Genomic DNA, 17,756 nt, shown 5'->3' with positions numbered 1-17,756 from the left:
CTTGGGCATGGCAAATCACCTCCTTAAGGAAGTGAATCACAAACCCGACGTTAGCGGAATCCTTCGCGATTCAACCTGAATGTCCGACGCTCTAGAACGATGGAGTGCGTCAAACTCCGCGACCGTCGATTCGGTGAGATCCGCTAACGGGCGAAAGCTGATTGGCCGGAGTCATATTCCGCTTGGGCCATTTTGCCATGAATGGCGCTAAAACAAAAAACCCGCCTCGGCGGGCGGGTCGTTGGAGCCAATTAGCACCATAGCCAAATTAGTAGCATAGCTGCCGGCACAAAGCAAGAACAAAGTTGCTGCGGCCGGCACAAGAGCATAAATGCCTTTGTCCTGCCTTCCCGGCCCTGGTGATTGGCGAAAGCCGTGGCGCATCGATCTCCCTCCTTGAGGGGGAGATGGCAAGTTGTGGCAAAGAGGGCAGGCCAGAGGGGGGGCGTCTCGCGTGGATCGGCGACCCCCTCTGTCGCCTCCAGCGACATCTCCTCCTCAAGGAGGGAGAACTGCAACTTCGCCGTCCGCGCTTGCTTCCTCGCTGGTCAAAACCCTCGCGGCTTGGCACAGTCGGGCAAAGAGGAGCCTGTTGATGCCGAAGACCGCCAATGCGACAAAACCAAAACCCTGGGCCGAGATGGCGACGCATCTGGTCGATGTCGCCATGGGCCGCAAGCCCGCCGATCTCGTCATCCGCAACGGGCGCTGGGTCAACGTTCATTCCGGCGAGATCATCGCCGGCACCGACATCGCCATCGCCGGCGGCCGCTTTGCCTATTGCGGGCCGAATGCCGGCCACGCCATCGGCCAGGGCACCAAGGTGGTCGATGCCGGCGGCCGCTATCTGGTGCCGGGGCTTTGCGACGCGCATATGCATGTCGAGAGCGGCATGGTGACGGTGACGGAATTCTGCCGCGCGGTGATCCCGCACGGCACCACATCGATGTTCATCGATCCGCATGAGATCGCCAACGTGCTCGGCCTGCCGGGCGTGCGGCTGATGCATGACGAGGCGGTCGCCATGCCGGTCAACGTGCATGTGCAGATGCCGTCCTGCGTGCCCTCCGCTCCGGGGCTGGAGCATGCCGGCGCTGAGCTGACCGTCGCCGATGTTGCCGAGGCGATGACCTGGGAAAACATTATCGGGCTCGGCGAGGTGATGAATTTTCCGGGCGTCGCCGCCAATGATCCGGTGATGTCGGGCGAGATCGCGGCGACGGTGAGGGCCGGCAAGACTGTCGGCGGGCATTATGCCTCGCGCGATCTCGGCCTGCCGTTCCACGGCTATGTCGCCGGCGGCCCGGAGGACGACCATGAAGGCACGCGCGCCGAGGATGCCATCGCCCGCGTCCGCCAGGGCATGAAGGCGATGCTGCGGCTGGGCTCGGCCTGGTACGACGTCGCCTCGCAGATCAAGGCGGTGACGGAGAGCGGGCTCGACCCGCGCAACTTCATCCTGTGCACCGACGACAGCCACTCCGGCACGCTGGTGCACGAAGGCCACATGGACCGGGTCGTGCGCCACGCCATCAGCCAGGGCTTGAAGCCGGTGACGGCGATCCAGATGGCGACGCTCAACACCGCCCAGCATTTCCGGCTGGAGCGCGAGATCGGCTCGATCGCGCCGGGACGGCTCGCCGATCTGCTGATCGTCTCCGATCTCGCCGAAATGACCATCGACGAGGTCTATGGCCGCGGCGTCAGGCTGGCCAAGGGCGGCAAGCTCGAAATCGACATTGCAGCCTACAATTATCCGCGAACGGCGAAGAACACCGTCAAGCTCGGCAAGAAGCTCGAGGCAGGCGATTTCGACATCGCGGCACCGATGGGCGCCAACGAAGTGCGGGTGCGGGTCATCGGCGTCATCGAAAACCAGGCGCCGACGCGGGCGCTGGAGGCCGATCTTGCCGTCGAGGACGGGCTGGTCGCCATGGATCGCCGCAACGATGTCTGCCAGATCGCGCTGGTCGAACGCCACAAGGGCACCGGCGGCGTCACCAACGCCTTCGTCTCCGGCTTCGGCTATATCGGCGACTGCGCCATGGCCTCCAGCGTGGCGCATGATGCCCACCACATCATCGTCGTGGGCACCAACAAGCAGGACATGGCATTGGCGGTGAACCGGCTGGGTGAGGTCGGCGGCGGCGTCGTGCTGTTCTCCAAGGGCAAGGAACTGGCGCTGGTCGAAATGCCGATCGCCGGGCTGATGTCGGACGAGCGGGCGGAAATCGTCGCCGCCAAGGCGGACAAACTCAGCGACGCCATGCGCCAGATGGGCTGCTCGCTGAACAACGCCTACATGCAGCACTCGCTGCTGGCGCTGGTCGTCATCCCCGAGCTCAGGATTTCCGACGTCGGCCTGATCGACGTGACGACCTTCCAGAAGGTTGATTTGTTCGTTTGAACGCCGCCGGGGCGCCTCTTCAGCCGCCGGTGGCGATGGTCAGCACTTTGAACGGCGTGGTGATGACGATTTCGGCGACCGAGCCGACGGCCTTGCCGAGGCCCTGGCCGAGATTGTCGAGCTGGGCCGGCGCGGTCTCTTCGGAGGCGAGGCCGGCCGGGGCGCGCAGGCGGTCGCCGAGCAGCTGCACCAGGAACGGGTTGTCGGCGAATTTGGCGTGGTTCAGCCGGTCGCCGCCCTTGGTCTTGGTCAGGTCGACCACCGAGACGCCATAGCTGGCGAGGTCGGCCGCGTCGCCATAGTCGCCGACGCGCGGCTTGTCGCCGGAGATCAGGGTTGACAGCCTGAGCGCCCGGTCGTCGCCCGAAAGCAGCACGGCGAACGGCTTGTCGGGCTTGCCATAGCGGATCATCTGCTTCTTGAACACGTCGACGTCGATGTCGGGCGAAGCCAGGATGACGTAGCCGAGCTTGCCGCCGAGGTCGCGGTCGCCGGTAATGGCAAGCTGCCGCAACGCTTCCATCGTCACCCAGGTCCCCATCGAATGGGCAATGATGTCGATGCTCTTGGCGCGGCTCTTGGCGAGCATGCGCAGCGTCGCTTCGAGATCGTCGCGCGCCGCATTGGCGCTTTCCTTGTCGTAGATATAGCCGGTCGTCTTGCCGCTCGACGCCCACGAAAACAGCACCGGCGTGCCCGGATATTTCGTGTCGTGCGCGACCTGCGTCAGCCGGTAGATGCCGTCGTCGAAACCGTTGTTGAAGCCGTGCACGAAAACCAGCGCGCGGTCGCCGCGCATGGCTATGTCGGCGCCGACCGCCTTGGCGAATTGCGGCGCGCCTTCGTAGAAGGTGACGCCGGTCGCCGTGAAATCCTTCGCCGGATTGCTGTTGGCCGAGCCCTTGACCCGTTCGATGGCGCCGGCCTGATGCACCTTCGGCACCGTCACCTCGACGCTGGCAAAGCTGGTGGTCGGCGAACGGTCGCCGTCGAACACCTGCCGGGGCTCCTTCGTTGCCCTTTGCCGGGTTGTAGCGACGAAGATCTTGTGCGTCGCCGCAATGTCCGAAGCAGGCACGATGATCGTCGTCTTGTTGAGCAGATCGTGCGTGTTCTGACCGGCGCAGCCTGCCAGCGCGAGCGCGAACGCAACGACGAGAAAGATCTTCGAAGGCACGATCACGCGGGCTCCCGCAAAGGCGACGTCGAGCCGGAGACGTCTTGGCCTATTCGATAGAGGCAGAGGCCGGCACGGTCCAGTTCAAACTGTTCCGATAGTGCGGCAATGGTCAACAACGACTGCCGCGCAGTGCAGCTATTGTCCGACCGAGGCGATCCGGTCGGTCACTTCGCGGTCGCTGGCAAACCCGTCATCCTCACGCAGCTTCTGGCCGATCAACTGCACCAATTCCGGATTGTCGGCGAATTTGGTGTGGTTGAAGCGGTCGGCTCCCTTGACGCTGGAGAGATCGACGACCGACACGCCATAGCTGGCAAGGTCGGCGGCGTCCTTGTAGTCACCGACGCGCGGCCGCGCGCCGGCGATCAGGCCGGACAGCCTGAGCGCCCGGTCGTCGTCGGAGAGCAGCAGGATGAACGGCTTGTCCGGCTTGCCGTAGCGGCGCATCTGGCTCTTGAACACGTCGACGTCGATGTCGGGCGAGGCCAGCACGACGTCTCCGAGCTTGCCGCCGAGATCGCGGTCGCCGGTGATGGCGAGCTGGCGCAGCGCCTCCATGGTGACCCAGGTCCCCAGCGAATGGGCAACGATGTCGATGCGCCGCGCGCCGGTCTGCGCCAGCATTCTCAGCGTCACTTCCAGCTGGTCGCGGGCAACGCTGGCGCTTTCCTTGTCGTAGACATAGTCGGTGGTCTTGGCGCCCGACGCCCAGGAAAACAGCACCGGCGTGCCCGGATAGCCGGAATCATGGGTGATCTGGGTGACGCGGTAGACCGCGTCGTCGAAGCCGGTGTTGTAGCCGTGGACGAAGACCATGACGCGGCCGCCGCGCGCCGCGATGTCGGCGCTGAGCGCGCTGGAGAATTTCGGCTGGGTGTCGTAGCCGACGACCTCGGAAGCCATGAAGTATTTGGCCGGATCGTCCGACTTGCCGCGCGAGCGCCGCTCGATCTGGCCTGTCTTGTGGATGCCGGGGACGGTGACGTTGACGCGGGCATAGTTCAGCGTCGCCGACCGCTCGCCGTCGAAGACCTTGTTGGGATCGTCGGAGCGCTTGCGCGTCGTTGCGATGAAGATCGAGTGATTGCCGGCGATTTCCGTCACCGGCACCGCCATCATGGCGCTGCCGAGCAGTTCCTCGGTTTGGCGACCGCCGCAGCCGGCGAGCAGCGCGGCAAGGACAATGATGCAAATCGTCTTCAAGGGCACTTAAGCAATTCCACTCCGGCCTGACCAAAGGCCCATCCACCTCCGCCGCCCCTCCCGGACAGGCGAAGTGCGGCAGAAGTAAGTCGCGGATGCCGAAATGCGCTCAGTGCCTCGCGACGGCCATCGCACTGTTGCGCGAAAGCCAGAACGGCGGCAGGAACGCCGGGATGTTGGAAAACGGCAGCACTTCCGGCTTCAATCTTATGCCAAGCACGTCGCGCATGAAGGCGCGGCGCGCCTCGATGCGGCGCCAGGCTTCGGGATAGCGCGCGGCGATCTCTTCGCGCAGCGCCTCGTCGGCCAGCGCGATGCCGTCCTCGATGTTGGTGGTGAAATAAGCGGTGCCGGTTGCTGGGATGATGTCGACCTGCAAGGCCATGCCCGACTTCAATCTGATATCGGAGCCGGAAAATACCGGCGAATGCATCCATTCGTCGATATGGACGAGATGGCCGGGATTGAGCGACACGCCGAAGAACGGATCGCCGATCCGCTCGTGCACCGCTTGCCACAGTGCGCCGCCGGGAACGCCGATGCCGACCGTCTCATACCAGTCGACGACGGCGCAGAAATAGGGCGCGACCAGTTTCTCGACATAGTCCCGGATGCCCCTTGGAAGCTCGGCCGCGTCCTCGACCAGAAAACCGGCGCGGGCGTTGAGCGAGCCTTGGATGCCATAGGCCATGGTGATCGGGTCGCCGCGCTTGATGACGTCAAGACGCGGGCTTGGCAGGCCATAGGGCGCGCGCCTGCCGGCCGACAGCATCGGGTGACAGCATTGCGGCAGGCCGTTGATGCCCATCAGCCGCGCCGCCTGCAATTCGGTCATGCCGGGTTCGATGACCTGCAGGACATTGCGCAGGCCTTGCGAGGAATAGGTCGCGGCGAATTCGAACGCGGCCAGCTGGTCGGCCTCGTTAATGGCGCGCAGGCCGTCGGCAGGGTTCATCAAAAGGTTCGCCGCGTTGACGATCACACCCCTGTCGCCGGCAAGCGTGCGTAGCGTGTCGGCGATGAAGGACGGCAGGTCGAGCGTCGTTTCACCAAAACCGGCATCGCCGGGGCCGAACGGTTTCCAGCCGATGGCGCCGATGCGCTGGCCGGCTTTCAGGCCGCAATCGGCAAGAATGTTGGGAAGCGCCTGCGAGCGGTCGCGCGGCTGCGCCAGCAGCGAAAAGGTCTGGTAGAGCACGCGCTAGTACGGCCCGTCGCAGATCTCGGCATAGCCCCAGCCCTCATTGCCGACCAGCAGTTTCGGCGGCTTGTCGGGAACGATGACCAGCAGCGTCTCCTCGAAGCGCGGATCGTAGCCGCAGAGATAGGCGACATTGGCGGCATGTTCGCGGTCGCCATAGACGACGAACGCGTCGAACCCCGCTTCGCCGCCGCGTGCAACCAGTGCCGCGATGCGGGCCTCATAGGTGGCGCGCAGAACCAGCGGCATCACCGTCGGCTCGCCGAACTCCGGCAGCGACACGGTTTTCTGGGCCACCGATGCGACAGGCATGAACAGACGCTCCTAACGGCCAACGAGATTTTGGGAACACCCTTTCAGGGTGGCCGGACAATGGCTTCGTGAAGCCGGATATGCAATAGCGGGACCGAATTCGGCTAGCCTGTGGGGTGCTCTTGCCATGACCAGTTTCTCCTCTCGCGTTGCTGCCGCCGCTGCCGCGATCCGCGAGATCTTTCCGGAAACGCCGCTGCAGGAAAACGACTATCTGTCGAAGAAGAGCGGCGCGCGGGTGCTGCTGAAGCGCGAGGACCTGACGCCGGTGCGCTCCTACAAGATCCGCGGCGCCTTCAACTTCTTCCGCAAGACGCTTGCCGCCGGCAACGCTGCCGAGCTGTTCGTCTGCGCCTCGGCCGGCAATCACGCGCAGGGCTTTGCCTTCGTCTGCCGCCATTTCGGCAAGAAGGGCGTCGTCTTCATGCCGGTGACCACGCCGCAGCAGAAGATCGACAAGACGCGGCTGTTCGGCGGCGAGTTCGTCGAGATCAGGCTGGTCGGCGATTTTTTCGACGACTGCTACCGCGCGGCACTCGAATTCACCGAAACTGCCGGCGCGCATATGGTGCCGCCTTTCGACCACAAGGACATCATCGAAGGGCAGGCGACCGTCGCCTACGAGATATCAGGCCAGATGCCCGGCGCGCGCATGCCCGACATCATTATGCTGCCGGTCGGCGGCGGTGGCCTTGCCGCCGGCGTCACCCATTATTTCGCCGACCAGCTGCGTGAAACACGTTTCGTCTTTTGCGAGCCGGCCGGCGCCCCGAGCCTGAGCGAGAGCCTTGCCGCCGGAAAGCGGGTCAAGCTCGCCAAGGTCGACAATTTCGTCGACGGAGCGGCGGTAGCCGAGATCGGCCGCGAGCCGTTGCGCCACCTCAAGGAGTTTGCTGCCGATGCAGTGCGGCTGATCCCGGAAAACCGGCTCTGCGCGACCATGATCGAAATGCTCAATGTCGAAGGGGTCGTGCTCGAGCCGGCCGGTGCGCTGGCGATCGATGCGCTCAAGGATTTTTCCAAAAAGGAAATCAGGGGCAAGACCATCGTCGCCGTGGTGTCCGGCGGCAATTTCGATTTCGAGCGGCTGCCGGATGTGAAGGAACGGGCCCTGCGCTTCGAGGGCTTGAAGAAATACTTCATCATCCGCTTTCCGCAGCGGCCCGGCGCGTTGCGCGATTTCCTCGAATTGCTTGGTCCTGACGACGACATCGCCCGCTTCGAATATCTGAAGAAATCGGCGCGCAATTTCGGCTCGGTGCTGATCGGCATCGAAACCAAGGACCGCCGCAATTTCGACCTGCTTAAGGCGAATTTCGACGCCGAAAGCGTCCACTACCAGGACATTACCGACAACGAGACGCTCGCCGGGTTCATCATATGAGCAGCAACGATCTTCCGAACGCTCCGGCGAACGTTTTTATCGCGCTGTTTTCCGGCATCAATGTCGGCGGCAACCGCATCGTCAAGATGGCGGAGCTCAGGTCATTCTTGGAGCAGCTCGGCTTCTCCGATATCGCCACCTATGTGCAGAGCGGCAACGCCGTATTCCGGTCGCCAGACGGCGATGCGGCGATGCTGATCAGGCGGCTGGAAGCGGAATTCGAGAAGAAATGGGGCTTCCATTCGCGCATCATGGTGCGCGATCTCGGCTGGCTCGAGCGGCTGGCGGCGGACAATCCCTATCCGGAAGTGGCCGGCGAGCCGACCAAGCTGCATGCCTATGCGCTGGAGCGCCGGCCGACCGCCGAGGAGGTGGCCCGTCTGGCGGAAAAATGCACCGGGCCCGAACGCTTCGAGATCAAGGGCGACGTGCTCTACCTGCATGCACCCGACGGCCTCGGCAAATCGGTCTTTGCCAATCTCATCCCGCGCGTTCTGAAGGTGCACTGCACGGCGCGCAACTGGCGCACCGTGCTGATGCTGCTCGAGATGGCCAAGGCCCGCGCTTGACAGGTCGTCTACGCGGCCGGAGCGCGTTTCCAGTCGAATGCCAGCTCTTCACGGAAGGCGAAGCGCTTGATGTGCTCGGCGACGACCGTTTCCAGGCGCTCGAGCGAGCCAGCTTCATCGGTCGTCACCGCAATATGCAGCGCAGCCGGGTCCGCATCGAGAACCGTGCGGCCGAGCGTCAGATCGATGGTGCCGTGGTTCGGGTCGAATTCGACGGGAAACTTGTGCGCCCAATGTTTGCACAGCTGCTGCAGATAGCGGCTGGCATGTTCGGTGGCGACGTCGACATGGCTGGCCGGCATGAATGAACTCTCCTTGGGGAGGCGGACGCGAAAACCGAACCAGGGCCCGCCTGCGTCCGCTCAAGATAGCGTGATCGGTTACCAGCTGCCGGTGTTCGGCATCGAGGCCCACGGCTCGGCCTTCGGCTTGGCCGGACCTTTCTGCAACAACTCGATCGAGATGCCGTCCGGCGATTTGACGAACGCCATGTTGCCGTCGCGCGGCGGCCGGTTGATGGTAACGCCATTGTCCATCAGCCGCTGGCAGGTGGCGTAGATGTCGTCGACCTCATAGGCAAGATGGCCGAAATTGCGGCCGCCCTTGTAGTCTTCCGGGTCCCAATTGTAGGTCAGCTCGATCAGCGGCGCCTTTTCGGAGATGCCGCTCTGCTCGTCTTCGGGCGCGGCGAGGAAGATCAGCGTGTAGCGGCCCTGCTCGTTTTCATGGCGGCGCACTTCCTTGAGACCAAGCTTGTTGCAGTAGAAATCGAGCGAAGCATCGATGTCGGCGATGCGGACCATGGTGTGCAGATAGCGCATGATTTCCTCCTTATGTTGCATTGCGGCGCAACATAGGGGCGGCCCGGCCAAAGGGCAATCGGCCACGCTTGCCAGCGCCGGCAAACGGCAAATCCGCTATTCCTGTACGGAACCGTGAAAAAAGGCACGTCAGGTCTTGCACACACCGGAAGCCGCGGTGTTAATCTGATACCAAGAATCAGTTGCAGTGTTTCTTGAAAAAAGGGGGCGTTCTTATGGGGGAAAAGGCCTCTTTCATGGGGCGGGACGGGGCCGGTAACGATGCGTTGAAGCGGGATGAGAGCGCCGATACGGCCGATCTCGTCGAAATCGCTGGCGCCATCAAATGGTTCGACGTAGCCAAGGGCTACGGGTTCATCCTTCCCGATGATGGTACTTCGGGCGACATCCTCCTCCATGTGACATGCCTTCGAAAGGACGGTTTTCAGACCGCGCTTGAAGGCGCCCGCGTCGTCTGCCTGGTCAAGCAGGGCGAGCGCGGGCTGCAGGCCTTCCGCGTGCTCTCGATGGATGTCACCACGGCGATCCATCCGGCGGAGATGCAGGAGCAGCGCACCCATGTCGCGGTGACGCCGGAAAGCGGCCTCGAACGGGCGCTGGTGAAATGGTTCAACCGCACCAAAGGGTTCGGCTTTCTGACCCGGGGCGAGGGCACCGAGGATATTTTCGTCCACATGGAGACGTTGCGCCGCTACGGCATCACCGAACTCCGCCCGGGCCAGGTGGTGCTGGTCCGCTTCGGGCGCGGCGACAAAGGCCTTATGGCTGCCGAAATTCACCCCGATATGGGTACCTTGCCGGTCTCGCATTAGTTCCGGTCGAGGATTTCATATGGCTCACAGGAACCGGCTGACGGCGAGCGCGCTCTGCGCCGGGATTTTCCTCATCGTCGCCGCAGGTGCGTTCTTCTATTTTCAGCAACCGAGTTCGGCCGACGGCAAGGCGATGATCCTTCCCGTCGACCCGGCGCCGCTTGTCGCGGTGACGAAGGCCGGCGAGCGTTCTTTCTCCGTCGAAATTGCCGACACGCCCGCCGAGCGCGAGGCCGGCCTGATGTTCCGCCGGCACATGGCCGACAATCACGGCATGCTGTTCGTGTTCGGTGCGCCGCAGGATGTGAGCTTCTGGATGAAGAACACGCCGATGCCGCTCGACCTGATCTTCGTCGGCCAGGACGGCCGGATCCGGGCGATCAAGCAAGGCGAGCCGCAGTCGGAGGCGATCATCTCGCCGGACGAACCGGTGCGCTTCGTGCTCGAGCTCAAGGCAGGCACCGCCGCCAAAAAGGGCATTAAGGACGGCGACCTGCTGCGCCATCCGGCCATCGGCACGGCGCCGGGGCCGGCCATGCCGCCGCCCGACAAGGGCGACGCGCCGAGTGTCGATTCCGACTGAACGAACGGGCAGGATCTTCGGCCGATGCAGTTCTTCTCCCATGATGGTTTCGACCTTGCTTTCCTTGACCGCCAACCGGCATCGGGGCAGGGCGATCCGGTGCTGATGATCCACGGCTTTGCCTCGAGCCATTACGTCAACTGGGTGTCGCCCGGCTGGTTCAAGACGCTGAACGATGCCGGCTACCGTGCGATCGCCTTCGACAATCGCGGCCATGGCTCGTCGTCGAAGAGCTATGACGAAGCCGACTACACGCCGGCAAAAATGGCGTCCGACGCGGCAGCGCTTTTGAACCATCTCGGCATCGAACGCGCCCATGTCATGGGTTATTCGATGGGCGCGCGCATATCGGCGTTCCTGGCGCTCTCCAACCCGGACAAGGTGGCGACGCTGGTCTTCGGCGGTCTCGGCGTCGGCATGGTCGACGGCGTTGGCGACTGGGATCCGATAGCCGATGCCCTCCTGGCCGAGGATCCGGCAGGCACCAGCGACCCGCGCGGCCGCTCGTTCCGCGCCTTCGCCGATCAGACCCGCAGCGATCGCCGGGCGCTCGCCGCCTGCATCGCCACCTCGCGCGAATTGCTGAGCGAGGCCGACATTGCCCGCATTGCCCAGCCGACGCTGATCGCCGTCGGCACCAAGGACGACATCGGCGGCTCGCCGGATGAACTCGCCGCTCTGATGCCCAACGCCAGGGCTTTTCACATCGAAGGCCGCGACCATATGCTGGCGGTCGGCGACAAGACCTTCAAGCAGCGCGTGCTGGAGTTTTATGCCGAGCATCCGCTTTGATGGACGGCTCCCGAAGCGGCCATTGCGCCTGAAGCTGGGGTCCTTAGCGGTTTTGCAACGATACAGGAGTAAATAAGCGCGACGTGTGGATCGGTTCAAACCCGCCATGCGCTGAACGGAGGGCAGGGGGTATCATGGCACAATGGGGAAGGACCGACGCCGCTTTGCCGGGCGTCATTGCAAAAAGCACGTTCGGCGAATGGTCCGTTGTTCTAGCGCTGGCTGCTTTAGCGGCAGGGGCGATGGCGATCACCGCGTTGATAGCAATGCCGAGCGACGCGTCTCCACTGCTCCAGAACAGTGCGACGGGCTTCTTCGCTGCGGTATTTTTTCTGGCCGGGCCTTTGGCACATCTTACGGGAGTGGTCTTCGGGTTGATGGCCGTTGGTCGCCCAAACGACAATCGTGTGCTCGGCCTGGCTGGCATCGTGGTCAATGGTGCGTCGCTGGCGGCCGGGGTGTTCATGTTGTGGGCAATGGCATCGACTTTTGGCGCATTCACCTGATTTCGGGCAAATATCCCAGACGCACGCGAGCGACGCGAACTACTATCCGCCCTGGCCGTGCCCAACCGCCCTGAGCGAGCGTGCAATGTTTTGCTTGGCCCGCGTTTCGAAGCGCCGGCGGAACTCCTCGCTGTGGAAGATATGCGGGCGGGCGAGGAAGCCCTTCAGGACGGCGGCACGGCCGGCCCGCCACATCGGCTCACCGACCCACTGGTATTCGCGGCGAACCGTCTGTTCGTAGGCGTCAAACACGTCAGGCGCGGCACCCAGGATCGCCAGGTCCATGTCGAGGAACAGCGCCGCATCACGAACCGAATGTTGATCGCCAAGGGGCGGCAATTCGTGGCTGGCAGTGGCAGTGATCATCGCCGCGATGCGACGAAGGCGTTGTGCATCGGCGCGGCCGGCGAGCTTCTCCTCGGCAAGTGCGGCACTCCTCGCCTCATTGTCCTTGGCGCGGCTGTCGTAGATCGCGTCGTGGAACCAGATCGCCGCTTCGACTGCTTCAGGATCATGCAGCAATGCCTTGTAATGGTTGGCTAGCGCCAGCATCGCCTCGATATGGCCAAGGTCGTGGTAGTGGCGATCTTCGGCCGCATAGAGCGCGGAAAGCTCGCGCTTCAGGGTCTCGTCGATCAAGGTTGCGTTTTCCATGGCTGCTTGAAATTCCGCCAACCAAATCCATTTGACGAAGCACTAAGGAAAATTGAGTTCACCCGTGCTATGATCTGGCTTATAGGTGCGGCCGGAGAATAGGCAAGCCGCCAAGACAGTGGATGACATTGGATGGCCGGAGACATCAGATGAACAGCGTTACGATTTCCCGTCCCACCATGGTGCAGCCGGTAGATCCGATCTGGCGTTCGATCCGCGATGAAGCGATGGAAGCGGTCAACCGCGATCCGCTGCTGGCGGCGTTCCTCTATTCGACCATCCTCAACCAGGAAAACCTGGAAGAAGCGGTCATTCACCGGCTGGCCGAGCGCCTCGCCCACCAGGACATCGGCTCCGACCTCATTCGCCAGACATTCAAGGCAATGGCGGCCGACGACAAGGATTGGTCGACGACGGTGCGCGTCGACATCCAGGCCTATTACGACCGCGATCCGGCCTGCGACCGCTTCATCATGCCGGTGCTCTACTTCAAGGGTTTTCATGCCATCCAGACGCACCGGCTGGCGCATTGGCTGTGGAACCAGGGCCGCCAGGATTTTGCGCTGTATTTGCAGAGCCGGTCGTCCTCGGTGTTCCAGACCGACATCAATCCGGCCGCCCGCATCGGCAAGGGCATCTTCCTCGATCACGCCACCGGCCTCGTCGTTGGCCAGACGGCGGTGATCGAGGACGACGTGTCGATCCTGCACGGCGTCACCCTGGGCGGCACCGGCAAGGCCGGCGGCGACCGCCACCCCAAGATCCGCTACGGCGTGCTGATCGGCGCCGGCGCCAAGATCCTCGGCAACATCGAGATCGGCCATTGCTCGAAAATCGCGGCCGGCTCGGTGGTGCTGTCGCCGGTACCGCACAACAAGACGGTTGCCGGCGTGCCGGCCCGCGTCGTCGGCGAGACCGGCTGCGATCAGCCGTCGCGGCAGATGGACCAGCTGTTGCCATCGCAGACGATGGACCACGTCGTCAGCTTCGACATCTGAGTGCTCGGGCAGGGGCTGAATTCCTGCCCCCTGTGCCGGCTTGCCTTTACATGGCCATTGTCGACGTGCCAGAAGCGCGCTCACCAATGCATGTCGCCCAAAAGTGCCTAGCGGTTTTGGGATAGCGACATGGATGAAGCAAGATTCAAAGCGCGTCGCATCGATCTCTTCAGACGCGACGCACTTTAGCAAGCGACGATCGGAGAAGACTGTTGAAGCCGGACGAAATCAGAAAGCTGGACGCCTATTTCAAGCGCACCTTCCAGAACCCAAAACTCGAAGTGAAGGCGCGGCCGCGCAAGGAAGATTCGGCCGAGGTCTATGTCGGCGACGAGTTCCTCGGCATCGTCTTCAAGGACGAGGACGACGGGGACTATAATTTCTCGATGGCGATCCTCGACATCGATCTGGCCTGAGCCGGGAATTTTGCGGCTGGCGCCGGCGGGACAGCGAAGGATCGCTACGGAACGGCTCGTTTCGTTGCTCACCGCCCGGTCTCCAGCACACGCGCTGCCTCGCCCAAAATCGCCGCATCGAGCGCCTGCCAGTCGCCCAGGAATTCCCGCGGGAAGCGGTAGGTGAGGCTGAGATTATCGCCGACGAGGATGTCGCGCTCGCAGGGCGCTAGCGATTCGTCCGCGCTCGGGCCGCTCAGGCAGCGTGCGACGAACGGATCCTTGCCGGGGCGGTCGGCGACCGCCAGCACTTCGTTGAGATAGCCTGACTTTTCGCTGAAGGCGTAAAGCGTCGTGCTGCCAGGGCCGGGCGTACCCGGCTTGGCAATCAGCGCACTGTAGATCGGCGCAAAGCGGCCGCTCATGTCGCGCGACATCATCTGCGGCTCGAACGACAGGAAGACGATGTCCTTGCTGGGCCCGGTGTGGTTGAAGTCGTTGCGGGCAGCCTCGCTGTAGCCGTCCATCTCGGGATAGCGCAGATAGAGGTCGAGCCGCGAGGCGATGCCGTCGCGCCGGGCCTGGGCAAAGCGGATGACATTGGCCGGCACGGCGATGATGTTGTTGCCGATGACGACCTTGTGGACCGTGGTGTCGTCGGTGTACCCGGCCATGGCGATCGAGCGGCCGAACCATTTGCCGCCAAGGCTGATCGCCATCGAAAGCAGCGCCAGCGTTGCGAACGCATAAAACACCCGCTTCATCAGCGTCGAATCGACGACGCCGAGTTGCGGGCCCTCTGTGGCGGCTGACTGCTTCATCGCGACCCTCGTTACGATCCCATCGGCTGTACCTGAGCGGCACATCTCGGCGCGGCACGGCTCTTGCTTCGCAGCTTTTGCGGGCGACTGTGCGATTTCATGGTAAACGGAGGGTAAAGATGGGTCCCGTTGAACAAATCATATTCAGTTTTATGGCTGGGCTGACGGCTTGCGGCCTGGCCGGATCGGCGATGGAGCTGATCGCAGGCCGCAAGCTTGCCTTCGTCCAGCCCTATGTATCGTCGAAGCACATGCTGCGCTCGCTCGCGGCGACGGCTTGCGCCGGGCCGCTGATGTTCGCCAACGAGGCGCTGGACGCCTGGCGCGAGCGTCGCATCTCGGTGCTGGGGCTGATCTCCTGCGGCTGTACGGCGACCATCTGGGCGCTGGCGCTGGGCATGGTGGTGATCGCCATTGCGTCCTGGGCGGCTTCGCTTCTAGGGTCTGGCAGCTTGTCGGTGTGAGACGATCTGGAGACAGCAATGCCGATCTACGCGATTGACGGAAAAGCGCCCGCCTTCGAGGACGTCGACAGCAACTGGATCGCGCCCGATGCCACGCTGATCGGCAATATCAGGATCGGCCGCAATGCCGGCTTCTGGTTCGGCGTCGTCGTCCGCGGCGACGACGAGCCGATCGTCATCGGCGCCGACACAAACGTGCAGGAGCACACAATCATGCACACCGACGCCGGCTTTCCGCTGACCGTCGGCCAAGGCTGCACGATCGGCCACCGTGCCTTGCTGCATGGCTGCACGATCGGCGACAACAGCCTGATCGGCATGGGCGCCATCGTGCTGAACGGCGCGAAGATCGGTAAAAACTCGCTGGTCGGGGCCGGCGCGCTGGTCACCGAAGGTAAGCAATTCCCTCACAATTCGCTGATCGTCGGCTCGCCCGCGCGCGTCGTCAGGACGCTCGACGAAGCCGCAATCGCCAGGCTGCGCGCCTCGGCCGCACATTATGTGGCCAACGGCAGGCGATTCAGGGCGGGGCTGAAGAAGGTCTAGCCGATCCAGAAATGGTGGAGCCGGCCTTGGGATACCGAAAGCATAGCCCCTTCCAAGTCAAACCGGCTGGCCGGTCGGCCGGAACAAGATCTCGCTGATATCGACGTCGTCGGGCTCGTTGATCGCGAAGGCGACCGTGCGGGCAAACGTATCTGGCCCCACGGCGATCTTGCTCACGAAGTCCCTGGTGTCGTGCTGGATATCCTTCTCGCTGATGTGCTCGAGCAACTCTGTGGTGACAGCGCCCGGCGAGATCACCGTGGTGCGGATGTTGTAGGGTTTCACCTCTTTCCGCAGACCCTCGGACAGCGCACGCACGGCGAACTTGGTGGCGCAATAGACCGCCGCACCCGGGTCGACCACATGGCCGTATACGGACGAGACATTGATAATGTGCCCCGATCGCTGCTCCTTCATGTACGGAAGCGCGGCCGCGATGCCGTAAAGAACGCCCTTGATGTTAACGTCGATCATCCGGTCCCATTCGTCGACCTTGAGCCGTTCGAGCGGGGCCAACGGCATGAGGCCCGCATTGTTGAGCATCACGTCGATGCGGCCGAATTCCCGGACCGCCGTGTTCACCAGGTTCTGGACCTGGCCGGCGTCGGTGACGTCCGTAGTGACGGCCTTGGCTTTGAGCCCAGCGGCGGTCAGTTCCTGGACAAGGGCGTCGATGCGGTGTGACCGGCGTGCACCTAGGACCACGGAAGCGCCTCGCGCGGCAAGATGGCGTGCCGTCGCTTCACCGAGGCCGCTGCTGGCACCGGTGATGACGACGACCTTGTTCTCGATTCCTTCGGACATGAGATTCTCCTAGACAAGAATTGAAAGAGTTCAGGTGCGGGGGCCGGCCGAGGCGGCGAGCAAGGCCGAACCCGTGAGCAGGACGGCGGCGAGAAGGAAGGCGCTCCACCAGCCGGCCGCGTCGAACAGCAGGCCTCCCGCGATAGCGCCGCCCGCGATCGCGAACTGGATCAGGGCGACCTGGAGTCCGCCCCCGGCCTCCAGGTCTTCAGGGATGAGCGTGGTCATCCAGGTGTTCCACGCCACCGGGATCGGGGTCGCGAACAGTCCCCAAAGAACCAGCAGGCCGGCCGTGGCGCGTGCAAACGGTCCAAAGGCAATCAGCAGTAGAGCGAAGACCGCGAGTGCACTCGGCAGCCCGATCAGCACGGCTGTGAGGTGCCGCCGGAGTATGAGGCCGATGATCGACAGTCCCGCCAGGCCGCCGAGGCCGACGCCCAACAGAGCCATTGAGAGGGTGTTGACCTCGAGGCCCGTCACGTTTTCCAGAAACGGCCGCAGGTAGATCGAGAGCGCGTTCTGCCCGATGAACGCGAGCCCGGTTGCGCCCATGCCGATGGCGAATCTGCGATTCCGCAGCAAGCGGAACATGCTCGACACCGAGGCGGCCTCCATCGGTGGCATCTTCGGGAGAACGGCCAACTGCCACACGAGCGCCGCAAGGCCGATGGGGACAGTGACGAAAAAGGTTCCCCGCCATCCGATCAGCGATCCGAGGAGGCTGCCGACGGGCGCGGCGATCACCAATGCGAACGCAGTGCCACCCTGGAGCAAGGCAATGGCCTTGGGCAGGTCGGGTCCCGGGGCCAGGCGGGCCAGAATGGCCGTCGACAGTGACCAGAAACCGCCGATCGCGATGCCGACCAGCGCCCGCCCGGCCAGGAAGACCAGGAAATTGGGAGCAAGCGCCACCGCCAGGCTCGATGCGGCCAGCACTGCCGTATGGAGCAGAACCACCGTCCGTCGATCGACGTTTCGCAACAGCGAGTTGCCGAAGAGGCTGGTAACCACGGCGAAGAATCCGGATACCGCGATTGCCTGGCCTGCCTGACCCTCGGAGACGGCCAGATCCTGAGCGATCGGGGTGAGCAGGCTCACCGGCAGGAATTCCAGTCCGACCAGAAGGAAGGTCAGCAGCGACAGGCAGACCAACGCAGACCATGGGGTCGTCGTGTTGTCAGCAGCGGCGGCCTCGCCCAGCGCGAGTTCAATGGTCATAAGGCAGTCTCCTGTCCGTTCCCGAACTAACTAGTCGGGCTGGCCAAATGCGACTAGCGGGTATAATTTTGATGTGGTTGTGAATG

Annotated in this window: 21 protein-coding genes; 11 read left to right on the top strand and 10 right to left on the bottom strand. The window is 63.4% G+C overall.

What is annotated here, in order from left to right:
• The first annotated feature begins 595 nt into the window (after positions 1-595).
• Positions 596-2,407, top strand: coding sequence for an adenine deaminase (ade, locus tag NKH98_RS15455; protein WP_352705098.1), 1,812 nt, complete (start codon positions 596-598; stop codon positions 2,405-2,407).
• Positions 2,408-2,426: 19 nt separating this feature from the next.
• Here the strand turns inward: ade and NKH98_RS15450 are convergent, their stop codons facing one another.
• The 4 genes from NKH98_RS15450 to NKH98_RS15435 all read right to left on the bottom strand — a co-directional run bounded on the left by NKH98_RS15450 (position 2,427) and on the right by NKH98_RS15435 (position 6,303).
• Positions 2,427-3,590: an alpha/beta hydrolase gene (locus tag NKH98_RS15450; RefSeq protein WP_352899556.1), complete on the bottom strand. Its 1,164-nt coding sequence runs from the start codon at positions 3,588-3,590 to the stop codon at positions 2,427-2,429.
• Between the two features lie 132 nt (positions 3,591-3,722).
• Positions 3,723-4,796 (bottom strand): alpha/beta hydrolase, encoded by a 1,074-nt coding sequence (locus NKH98_RS15445; protein WP_254817699.1) that lies wholly within the window; start codon positions 4,794-4,796, stop codon positions 3,723-3,725.
• 103 nt (positions 4,797-4,899) lie between these two features.
• Entirely contained in the window at positions 4,900-5,988 is a 1,089-nt protein-coding gene (locus NKH98_RS15440; RefSeq protein ID WP_352899553.1) for a M24 family metallopeptidase, read from the bottom strand.
• 3 nt (positions 5,989-5,991) lie between these two features.
• Positions 5,992-6,303 (bottom strand): aminopeptidase P family N-terminal domain-containing protein, encoded by a 312-nt coding sequence (locus tag NKH98_RS15435; protein ID WP_352899550.1) that lies wholly within the window; start codon positions 6,301-6,303, stop codon positions 5,992-5,994.
• A 127-nt stretch (positions 6,304-6,430) separates the two neighbouring features.
• Between NKH98_RS15435 and ilvA the strand changes: the two genes are divergently transcribed.
• Both ilvA and NKH98_RS15425 read left to right on the top strand, forming a co-directional pair.
• A complete protein-coding gene (gene ilvA, locus NKH98_RS15430; RefSeq protein ID WP_352509419.1) occupies positions 6,431-7,687 on the top strand; it encodes a threonine ammonia-lyase IlvA in 1,257 nt (418 codons plus the stop codon).
• Positions 7,684-8,256: a DUF1697 domain-containing protein gene (locus NKH98_RS15425; protein ID WP_352477417.1), complete on the top strand. Its 573-nt coding sequence runs from the start codon at positions 7,684-7,686 to the stop codon at positions 8,254-8,256. The genes ilvA and NKH98_RS15425 overlap by 4 nt, the downstream gene beginning before the upstream one ends.
• 8 nt (positions 8,257-8,264) lie before the next feature.
• Here the strand turns inward: NKH98_RS15425 and NKH98_RS15420 are convergent, their stop codons facing one another.
• Both NKH98_RS15420 and gloA read right to left on the bottom strand, forming a co-directional pair.
• Entirely contained in the window at positions 8,265-8,558 is a 294-nt protein-coding gene (locus NKH98_RS15420; RefSeq protein WP_254817703.1) for a DUF2218 domain-containing protein, read from the bottom strand.
• Between the two features lie 78 nt (positions 8,559-8,636).
• Complete coding sequence (gene gloA, locus NKH98_RS15415; RefSeq protein ID WP_352509416.1) at positions 8,637-9,077, bottom strand: lactoylglutathione lyase; 441 nt, start codon at positions 9,075-9,077, stop codon at positions 8,637-8,639.
• A 215-nt stretch (positions 9,078-9,292) separates the two neighbouring features.
• Between gloA and NKH98_RS15410 the strand changes: the two genes are divergently transcribed.
• The 4 genes from NKH98_RS15410 to NKH98_RS15395 all read left to right on the top strand — a co-directional run bounded on the left by NKH98_RS15410 (position 9,293) and on the right by NKH98_RS15395 (position 11,770).
• Positions 9,293-9,889, top strand: coding sequence for a cold-shock protein (locus tag NKH98_RS15410; RefSeq protein WP_254817705.1), 597 nt, complete (start codon positions 9,293-9,295; stop codon positions 9,887-9,889).
• 19 nt (positions 9,890-9,908) lie between these two features.
• Entirely contained in the window at positions 9,909-10,472 is a 564-nt protein-coding gene (locus NKH98_RS15405; RefSeq protein ID WP_352899548.1) for a DUF192 domain-containing protein, read from the top strand.
• 24 nt (positions 10,473-10,496) lie between these two features.
• On the top strand, positions 10,497-11,264 hold the full coding sequence (locus NKH98_RS15400) for an alpha/beta fold hydrolase (RefSeq protein ID WP_352808046.1): 768 nt from the start codon (positions 10,497-10,499) through the stop codon (positions 11,262-11,264).
• 134 nt (positions 11,265-11,398) lie between these two features.
• On the top strand, positions 11,399-11,770 hold the full coding sequence (locus NKH98_RS15395) for a hypothetical protein (protein ID WP_352705082.1): 372 nt from the start codon (positions 11,399-11,401) through the stop codon (positions 11,768-11,770).
• Between the two features lie 42 nt (positions 11,771-11,812).
• On the opposite strand, the gene NKH98_RS15390 is transcribed toward NKH98_RS15395, so the two are convergent.
• The gene (locus tag NKH98_RS15390; RefSeq protein WP_352899546.1) at positions 11,813-12,424 is read right to left on the bottom strand and encodes an HD domain-containing protein; all 612 of its coding nucleotides are present in this window, start codon (positions 12,422-12,424) and stop codon (positions 11,813-11,815) included.
• A gap of 149 nt (positions 12,425-12,573) precedes the next feature.
• On the opposite strand from NKH98_RS15390, the gene cysE reads away from it, so the two are divergent.
• A complete protein-coding gene (cysE, locus tag NKH98_RS15385) occupies positions 12,574-13,422 on the top strand; it encodes a serine O-acetyltransferase (protein ID WP_254817710.1) in 849 nt (282 codons plus the stop codon).
• Positions 13,423-13,634: 212 nt separating this feature from the next.
• A complete protein-coding gene (locus NKH98_RS15380; RefSeq protein ID WP_023674799.1) occupies positions 13,635-13,838 on the top strand; it encodes a DUF3126 family protein in 204 nt (67 codons plus the stop codon).
• Positions 13,839-13,906: 68 nt separating this feature from the next.
• On the opposite strand, the gene NKH98_RS15375 is transcribed toward NKH98_RS15380, so the two are convergent.
• Positions 13,907-14,638 carry a hypothetical protein gene (locus tag NKH98_RS15375; RefSeq protein ID WP_352899544.1) on the bottom strand — a complete coding sequence of 244 codons (732 nt, stop codon included), beginning with the start codon at positions 14,636-14,638 and terminating at the stop codon, positions 13,907-13,909.
• A 119-nt stretch (positions 14,639-14,757) separates the two neighbouring features.
• On the opposite strand from NKH98_RS15375, the gene NKH98_RS15370 reads away from it, so the two are divergent.
• Positions 14,758-15,102, top strand: a complete 345-nt coding sequence (locus tag NKH98_RS15370) for a DUF6949 family protein (protein ID WP_352508582.1) — start codon at positions 14,758-14,760, stop codon at positions 15,100-15,102.
• A gap of 18 nt (positions 15,103-15,120) precedes the next feature.
• A complete protein-coding gene (locus NKH98_RS15365; protein ID WP_352899541.1) occupies positions 15,121-15,648 on the top strand; it encodes a gamma carbonic anhydrase family protein in 528 nt (175 codons plus the stop codon).
• A gap of 57 nt (positions 15,649-15,705) precedes the next feature.
• On the opposite strand, the gene NKH98_RS15360 is transcribed toward NKH98_RS15365, so the two are convergent.
• Together NKH98_RS15360 and NKH98_RS15355 are read right to left on the bottom strand one after the other, a co-directional pair.
• Complete coding sequence (locus tag NKH98_RS15360) at positions 15,706-16,452, bottom strand: SDR family oxidoreductase (RefSeq protein WP_352899539.1); 747 nt, start codon at positions 16,450-16,452, stop codon at positions 15,706-15,708.
• A 30-nt stretch (positions 16,453-16,482) separates the two neighbouring features.
• Positions 16,483-17,670, bottom strand: coding sequence for an MFS transporter (locus NKH98_RS15355; RefSeq protein ID WP_352899536.1), 1,188 nt, complete (start codon positions 17,668-17,670; stop codon positions 16,483-16,485).
• Positions 17,671-17,756: the final 86 nt, after the last annotated feature.

It is taken from the genome of Mesorhizobium sp. M0833, from assembly GCF_040319905.1.
Classification (GTDB): Bacteria; Pseudomonadota; Alphaproteobacteria; order Rhizobiales; family Rhizobiaceae; genus Mesorhizobium.
This window is presented reverse-complemented; position numbering and strand designations above follow the sequence as displayed.

Bases quoted from the DNA above. Each gene is read 5' to 3' on its own strand.
- ade (WP_352705098.1), top strand. From the start codon at position 596: ATGCCGAAGACCGCCAATGCGACAAAACCAAAACCCTGGGCCGAGATG.
- NKH98_RS15435 (WP_352899550.1), bottom strand. From the start codon at position 6,303: ATGCCTGTCGCATCGGTGGCCCAGAAAACCGTGTCGCTGCCGGAGTTC.
- ilvA (WP_352509419.1), top strand. From the start codon at position 6,431: ATGACCAGTTTCTCCTCTCGCGTTGCTGCCGCCGCTGCCGCGATCCGC.
- NKH98_RS15425 (WP_352477417.1), top strand. From the start codon at position 7,684: ATGAGCAGCAACGATCTTCCGAACGCTCCGGCGAACGTTTTTATCGCG.
- NKH98_RS15420 (WP_254817703.1), bottom strand. From the start codon at position 8,558: ATGCCGGCCAGCCATGTCGACGTCGCCACCGAACATGCCAGCCGCTAT.
- gloA (WP_352509416.1), bottom strand. From the start codon at position 9,077: ATGCGCTATCTGCACACCATGGTCCGCATCGCCGACATCGATGCTTCG.
- NKH98_RS15410 (WP_254817705.1), top strand. From the start codon at position 9,293: ATGGGGGAAAAGGCCTCTTTCATGGGGCGGGACGGGGCCGGTAACGAT.
- NKH98_RS15405 (WP_352899548.1), top strand. From the start codon at position 9,909: ATGGCTCACAGGAACCGGCTGACGGCGAGCGCGCTCTGCGCCGGGATT.
- NKH98_RS15400 (WP_352808046.1), top strand. From the start codon at position 10,497: ATGCAGTTCTTCTCCCATGATGGTTTCGACCTTGCTTTCCTTGACCGC.
- NKH98_RS15395 (WP_352705082.1), top strand. From the start codon at position 11,399: ATGGCACAATGGGGAAGGACCGACGCCGCTTTGCCGGGCGTCATTGCA.
- NKH98_RS15390 (WP_352899546.1), bottom strand. From the start codon at position 12,424: ATGGAAAACGCAACCTTGATCGACGAGACCCTGAAGCGCGAGCTTTCC.
- cysE (WP_254817710.1), top strand. From the start codon at position 12,574: ATGAACAGCGTTACGATTTCCCGTCCCACCATGGTGCAGCCGGTAGAT.
- NKH98_RS15375 (WP_352899544.1), bottom strand. From the start codon at position 14,638: ATGAAGCAGTCAGCCGCCACAGAGGGCCCGCAACTCGGCGTCGTCGAT.
- NKH98_RS15370 (WP_352508582.1), top strand. From the start codon at position 14,758: ATGGGTCCCGTTGAACAAATCATATTCAGTTTTATGGCTGGGCTGACG.
- NKH98_RS15365 (WP_352899541.1), top strand. From the start codon at position 15,121: ATGCCGATCTACGCGATTGACGGAAAAGCGCCCGCCTTCGAGGACGTC.
- NKH98_RS15360 (WP_352899539.1), bottom strand. From the start codon at position 16,452: ATGTCCGAAGGAATCGAGAACAAGGTCGTCGTCATCACCGGTGCCAGC.
- NKH98_RS15355 (WP_352899536.1), bottom strand. From the start codon at position 17,670: ATGACCATTGAACTCGCGCTGGGCGAGGCCGCCGCTGCTGACAACACG.